4 protein-coding genes and 1 pseudogene are annotated in these 5,184 nt (G+C 54.7%); 3 read left to right on the top strand and 2 right to left on the bottom strand.

Translation table 11 applies throughout. From position 1 onward, the window contains the following. Positions 1-130, top strand: a pseudogene (locus tag HP459_RS23605) (DUF4142 domain-containing protein); the annotation flags it as partial. Positions 131-204: 74 nt separating this feature from the next. Here the strand turns inward: HP459_RS23605 and HP459_RS21150 are convergent. Both HP459_RS21150 and HP459_RS21145 read right to left on the bottom strand, forming a co-directional pair. Beyond that, complete coding sequence (locus tag HP459_RS21150) at positions 205-2,301, bottom strand: PQQ-binding-like beta-propeller repeat protein (RefSeq protein ID WP_171936790.1); 2,097 nt, start codon at positions 2,299-2,301, stop codon at positions 205-207. 10 nt (positions 2,302-2,311) lie between these two features. Continuing rightward, positions 2,312-2,677: a hypothetical protein gene (locus HP459_RS21145; protein ID WP_063202045.1), complete on the bottom strand. Its 366-nt coding sequence runs from the start codon at positions 2,675-2,677 to the stop codon at positions 2,312-2,314. 368 nt (positions 2,678-3,045) lie between these two features. On the opposite strand from HP459_RS21145, the gene HP459_RS21140 reads away from it, so the two are divergent. Together HP459_RS21140 and HP459_RS21135 are read left to right on the top strand one after the other, a co-directional pair. Continuing rightward, complete coding sequence (locus HP459_RS21140; RefSeq protein ID WP_171936789.1) at positions 3,046-3,903, top strand: alpha/beta fold hydrolase; 858 nt, start codon at positions 3,046-3,048, stop codon at positions 3,901-3,903. 121 nt (positions 3,904-4,024) lie between these two features. Continuing rightward, complete coding sequence (locus HP459_RS21135; protein ID WP_022648001.1) at positions 4,025-4,990, top strand: magnesium and cobalt transport protein CorA; 966 nt, start codon at positions 4,025-4,027, stop codon at positions 4,988-4,990. Positions 4,991-5,184: the final 194 nt, after the last annotated feature.

The raw sequence follows: 5,184 nt of genomic DNA, 5'->3' as shown, positions 1-5,184 counted from the left end.
GAGCGACGCCAGTAAAATCGACGATCCGGATGTGAAGGCTTTGGCCAAAGAGCACACGCCGGTCGTTGAGCAGCATCTGAAGTCCGCCGAGCAGATGTCAACGCGTGCTGGCGCATCAGCCGATAAATAAGCGCGTCGGTGAAACGACTACTGCAAATAAAGTGGGGCCCGCAGGCCCCACGCTTATTTCACCTTCCTGATGAATTATTCCGGCAACGCGTAGACAACCACCTGATCGCCTACTTGATCCTTCAGGATCGTGTTTCCGCCAGCCACGAAGGCCACATACTGCCGACCCTTATATTCATACACGGACGGGTTCGCTACCGCTGGAGCTTCTGCCTGATCGGACCACAGCTCTTCACCGCTCTCTACCGAGTAGGCACGCACTTTGGCATCCATTGAAGCACCGATGAAGATCACGCCACCCGCCGTCACTGCAGGGCCACCAATGGTAGGCGAACCCCAGCTTTCCGGCATGAAGAAGCCATACTGCTGTGAGGCGCCAACCGGACGACGCCATTTCACATCGCCCGTGTGCATGTCTATCGCCACGATTTCACCAAACGGCGGCTGCCAGCACGGCATGCCCAGCCAGTTGCTCGCCACCAGCAGACGCATACCGTACGGGGCGCCTTCCTGTGGGGCAAAGCCGCTTTCGTTGCCGGAGTCTTTGTCCGCGTTATCGTAATCCTCACGGCTGTAGAGCTTCACGTACTGAACGATATGCGAGGTGTTGACGATGGCGATCTGTTTTTGCGGATCGAACGCCACCCCGCCCCACTGCACGCCGCCGGCGCTATCGGGATAGGTGAGCGTGCCTTCGCCTTTGGTGGTAGGCGGAGTATACATTCCCTCATAGGTCAGGTTATCCCACAGGCGAGAGCACTGGCCGCCACCGACGATATCCGCCAGCTTCCAGATTTCCGGCTTTTTCGACTGGTCGAGCAGCGGCGCAGGTTTGGTCGGGAACGGCTGTGTAGGCGAGAGAACTTCGCCCTGGACCGAACCATCACCCTGCGGAACCGGACGCTCTTCGATTGGCCATACGTCCTCCCCGGTCAGGCGGTTAACCACAAACAGGAAGCCCTGCTTGGTGGCCTGAACCAGCGCCGGGATCTGCTTGCCGTCTACGGTGATATCCATCAGCGTCGGGGCAGAGTTGATGTCGTAATCCCAGACGTCGTGGTGTACCCACTGACGGGACCAGACCACTCTACCGGTGTTGATGTCCAGCGCGGTGGTGGAGGTGCCAAGCGGAATTGCGTCGACGCGGTTGCCGCCCCAATAGTTGGGAGACGGCGATGAGACCGGGAGATAGACCAGCCCATTGGCCTCATCGGCGGACATGTGCGTCCAGACGTTAGCGGTACCGGTACGCTTGCGGATCTCTGCCGGTATCGCCTCAAAGGTCCATTCAAGCTTGCCGGTCTGGGCGTTGACAGAAAATACGGTACCCGGAGGCGCTTCGGCATAGGCCCAGTCTTTCCCGGCCCAACCCACCAGCAGATGGTTGCCGACGACGGTTGGCGGTTGCAGGACAGAGAGCGGATACTTGGCGTTAACGGTGTTCCACTGATTCAGATCCAGCACCCCGTTGTCCGCAAAGCCGCTGCACGGTTTGCCTGAATCGGCGTCCAGCGCAAAGAGCTTGCCGTCAACGGTGCCCATATAGACCATCTTCTGGCACGCCTCTCCCTTCACCGGATTTTTGGCCTGCCAGTAGGAAACGCCGCGGTTTTTCAGCACCGGCTGGGTCAGTGCCTTGCGCGACGATTTGGTGTCATAGTGCCACTTCTCTTTACCCGTGCCCGGATCCAGCGCAATCAGGCGATCGAAAGGGGTGCCGATGTAGAGCGTGTCGTTAGCGAAAATGGGCGTTGCGGACCACACGGTCGCTGGCGTATCACCTTTACCATCCGAGACGTCGCCGGTATGGAACTCCCAGACTTTCGTTAATTTACTGACGTTATCCGCCGTGATCTGGGTAAGCGGGCTGTATTTCTGCGCGTTAAGCTGGCCGTGGAAGCTGTCCCAGGTTGGCGTGCCGGGCACCAGCGGCGTCGCTGGCTGGCTGGCCGAGGCGACTTTCTTTCCGTCACCGCTACCGGTTGAGGCATCGTCTGTGGTTTTTGTGGTTCCAGGCGCCTGCTGATCGGCCGCATCAATATTCAGTGATTCCTGGGTCCCCTGAGAGGCCTCAGCGGCTTTATCCTGCGCCTGCAGCGCGAACGGGGTGACCAGCAGCGCCAGCGCCGTCATGCTGACTTTTATGAAGGGATAATGCTTATCGTTATGCACGGGCGGCTCCTCAGGTTCTGACGGAATGGTTGTAACGGGCGGAATGGCTGCTCAGCATAATCAGACCAATCAGGCCGACCACCATGGCTGCCGTTATGATGTACTGGTGCAGCAGCGCGGCGGCAAAACCAATACCCGCCAACACCACCAGGGTGACAATAATCAGGAAAACACGCGCCCCGCGCCCCGATGCCGCACGTAACACAAAGATCAGTATCGCCAGCACCGCGCTGGCAATGGCCACGCCCAGTGCGCCAATGGTGCCTGTGACGCCGGTAAGCGGCGTCCACCAGGCGTATAGCGCCACCGCGAAGCCTATAACCGCGGCCAACAGCAGCAAAATAGTGCCGACGCGCGAATATTGAGAATGCAACATACCAGGAATCCCCCTCTAAAAAATGCAAAATGGACCAACATTAAGGCGTTTTCGTGGATATATGTCCCTGCTGTTCGCGCGTGCAATGGCTATTAAAACAACGCGACGTGAAAAACGGCGGCATATTTCCCTAAACGTAACTGAGTATAGAAGAGGATTTTTTAAAGGGGCGTTTATCCGGCGAGTACCCTTCCTCACGTTGAGCCCATAAGGCAGTGTGTTTCGCTAAAAACGCACGGGCGAGGTTTATTGTCTGCTTTGAGCGAGGGACAAACGCTGGGGTGTAAAAAAAAATCGCCAGATGGGGTAGTAAAGGCTAGATTTAATTCAGGCATAACTGGTATGACCACATAAATAAGGCTCTATGAATGCGTTCAGTCATAATACCCGTCAATGAAGGTGGATTTCTGGCAGCCACAATTTGGGAAAGAAGCGATGCCAAAGCGATAGTGCTCCTTCATCCGGCAACGGCGGTTGTACAGGGGTTTTATAAGGGATTCGCAGAATATCTTTTTAACAGAGGATTCAACGTCCTCACATACGATTATCGCGGCACCGGCCTCTCTAAATCCGGGCTGGTCCGTACTTACCGCGTTTCTATGTCTGACTGGATCGACCAGGACGTCGGATGTATAACCGCCTGGGCTAAAGCACATTTTCCTGAGCTTAGCCTGTTGGCGGTAGGACACAGTGTGGGCGGGCATGCCGTTCTGCTTTCAACAGCCACCCACGCCCTGCAAGCTGCGGTCATTGTAGCCTCACATGCCGGGGTGACGAGCACCATCAAACGCACCACAGAAAAGGTGCGTGTCTGGTGCGTATTACGTGTTCTGGCTCCGATTCTGTGCCGCATCTTCGGTTACATGCCTGCCAGGCGACTGGGGCTGGGTGAAGATTTACCGGCGCCAGTCATGCTTCAATGGGGGCGCTGGAGCGCACTGCCTGGTTATTTCTACGATGATCCACACTGGAATGCACGCCAGCGGGCAAGTGAGATCACCCTACCCGTGCTGGTAATGGGATTTGATGACGATCCCTGGGCTAACCGTGAAGCTATTGCGCGGCTGATGGAGCCGGTGCAACAAGCAAAAATAGAACGCTGCGAGATACGGCACGCAGAGTTTGGTCTTTCGTCCATTGGGCATATGGGATTTTTTCGTACGCGATGTGCGGAGAAATTATGGCCCGTCGTCGGTCAATGGCTGGAGAGTCAGTGCCCGGATTGAACGACGCGTGAACATGACCTTTCTGAGTATTCAACATATTAAAACCTGCCGGCATAAAAATTTGGAAATTTAACGGAAATGGTTAAGCTTCTTAGACACATGCTTAAGGGATAGTCAGGAAATGATTGTTAACTGTATGGTCTACCGTTCAGGCCACCCCGCCGAAACCGTAGATATTGAGGATATCAGTGAAGTCATCCAGGATACCGATGCGTTTATCTGGCTGGGGCTTTGGCAGCCTGAACCTGCGTTTATGTACAAAGTCCAGGAGGAGTTCGGTCTGCACGATCTGGCCGTTGAGGATGCGCTTAATGCACATCAGCGGCCTAAAATAGAGCGTTATGGCAGCTCGGCATTTATCGTTGTAAAAACCGTCAGTGGACAGGACGACAATATTGAGTTTGGCGAAACGCATTTGTTTGTGGGCCGAAACTTCCTTATTACGGTGCGCCATGGTGCTTCAGTGAGCTATGCACCTATACGCGCCCGTGCTGCTGAGGCCCCGGACATGCTTTCGTACGGTCCGGCTTATCCTCTTTACTGTATTCTGGATTTTATTGTTGACAGTTATGCAGAGCTGACTGCGCGGCTCAACACCAAAATTGGTGATATAGAAGCGACACTTTTTCACAGTGAATTTGACCGTGAAGCTATTCAGGACGTGTATTCCCTCCGCCGTAATCTACTCGGGCTTCGCAACGCCGCTCAGCCAGTAGAAGAAATCTGTACAGAGCTTATCCGCATTCATGAAGAACTTATTCCAAAACCCCTCAGGGCGTATTTCAGAGATATTCAGGATCACGCAAGCCATGTAGTAACGGATGTAAATGACATGCGTGAGCTGCTAAGCAGCGCGATGCACGTTAACCTGGCACTGGTTTCAGTGCAGCAAAACGAAGTCGTGAAGAAACTGGCCGGTTGGGGGGCCATCCTCGTGATCCCGACGGTAGTCTTTAGCATGTATGGTATGAACTTCGAACATATGCCGGAACTGAAGACGCTCTTTGGCTATCCGGCTACGGTCGCTGTCACGCTGGGAGCCTGTGTATTACTGTGGCTTCGGCTCAAACGCTCTCGCTGGCTTTGATTGATAAGCGATCTGATAGTTTTTGGTGTCGTGAAGTACAGTAAAGCCTCACGCTTATGTCGATTATGCCACGACACCATACCCTATCCGTTATTTCCCCTGCATATGTCGGTACATTCCTGTTCACCGGGCCCCGGTTTCTCAATCAGGGATCGCCCGCTCCACCGTTTATAAAATCCTGAAAAACGAGGCTA

Source organism: Enterobacter sp. CM29 (assembly GCF_013179605.1).
GTDB classification, from domain to species: Bacteria; Pseudomonadota; Gammaproteobacteria; order Enterobacterales; family Enterobacteriaceae; genus Enterobacter; species Enterobacter intestinihominis.
The sequence above is the reverse complement of the archived record's forward strand: the minus strand, read 5'-3'. Positions and strand labels throughout refer to the sequence as shown.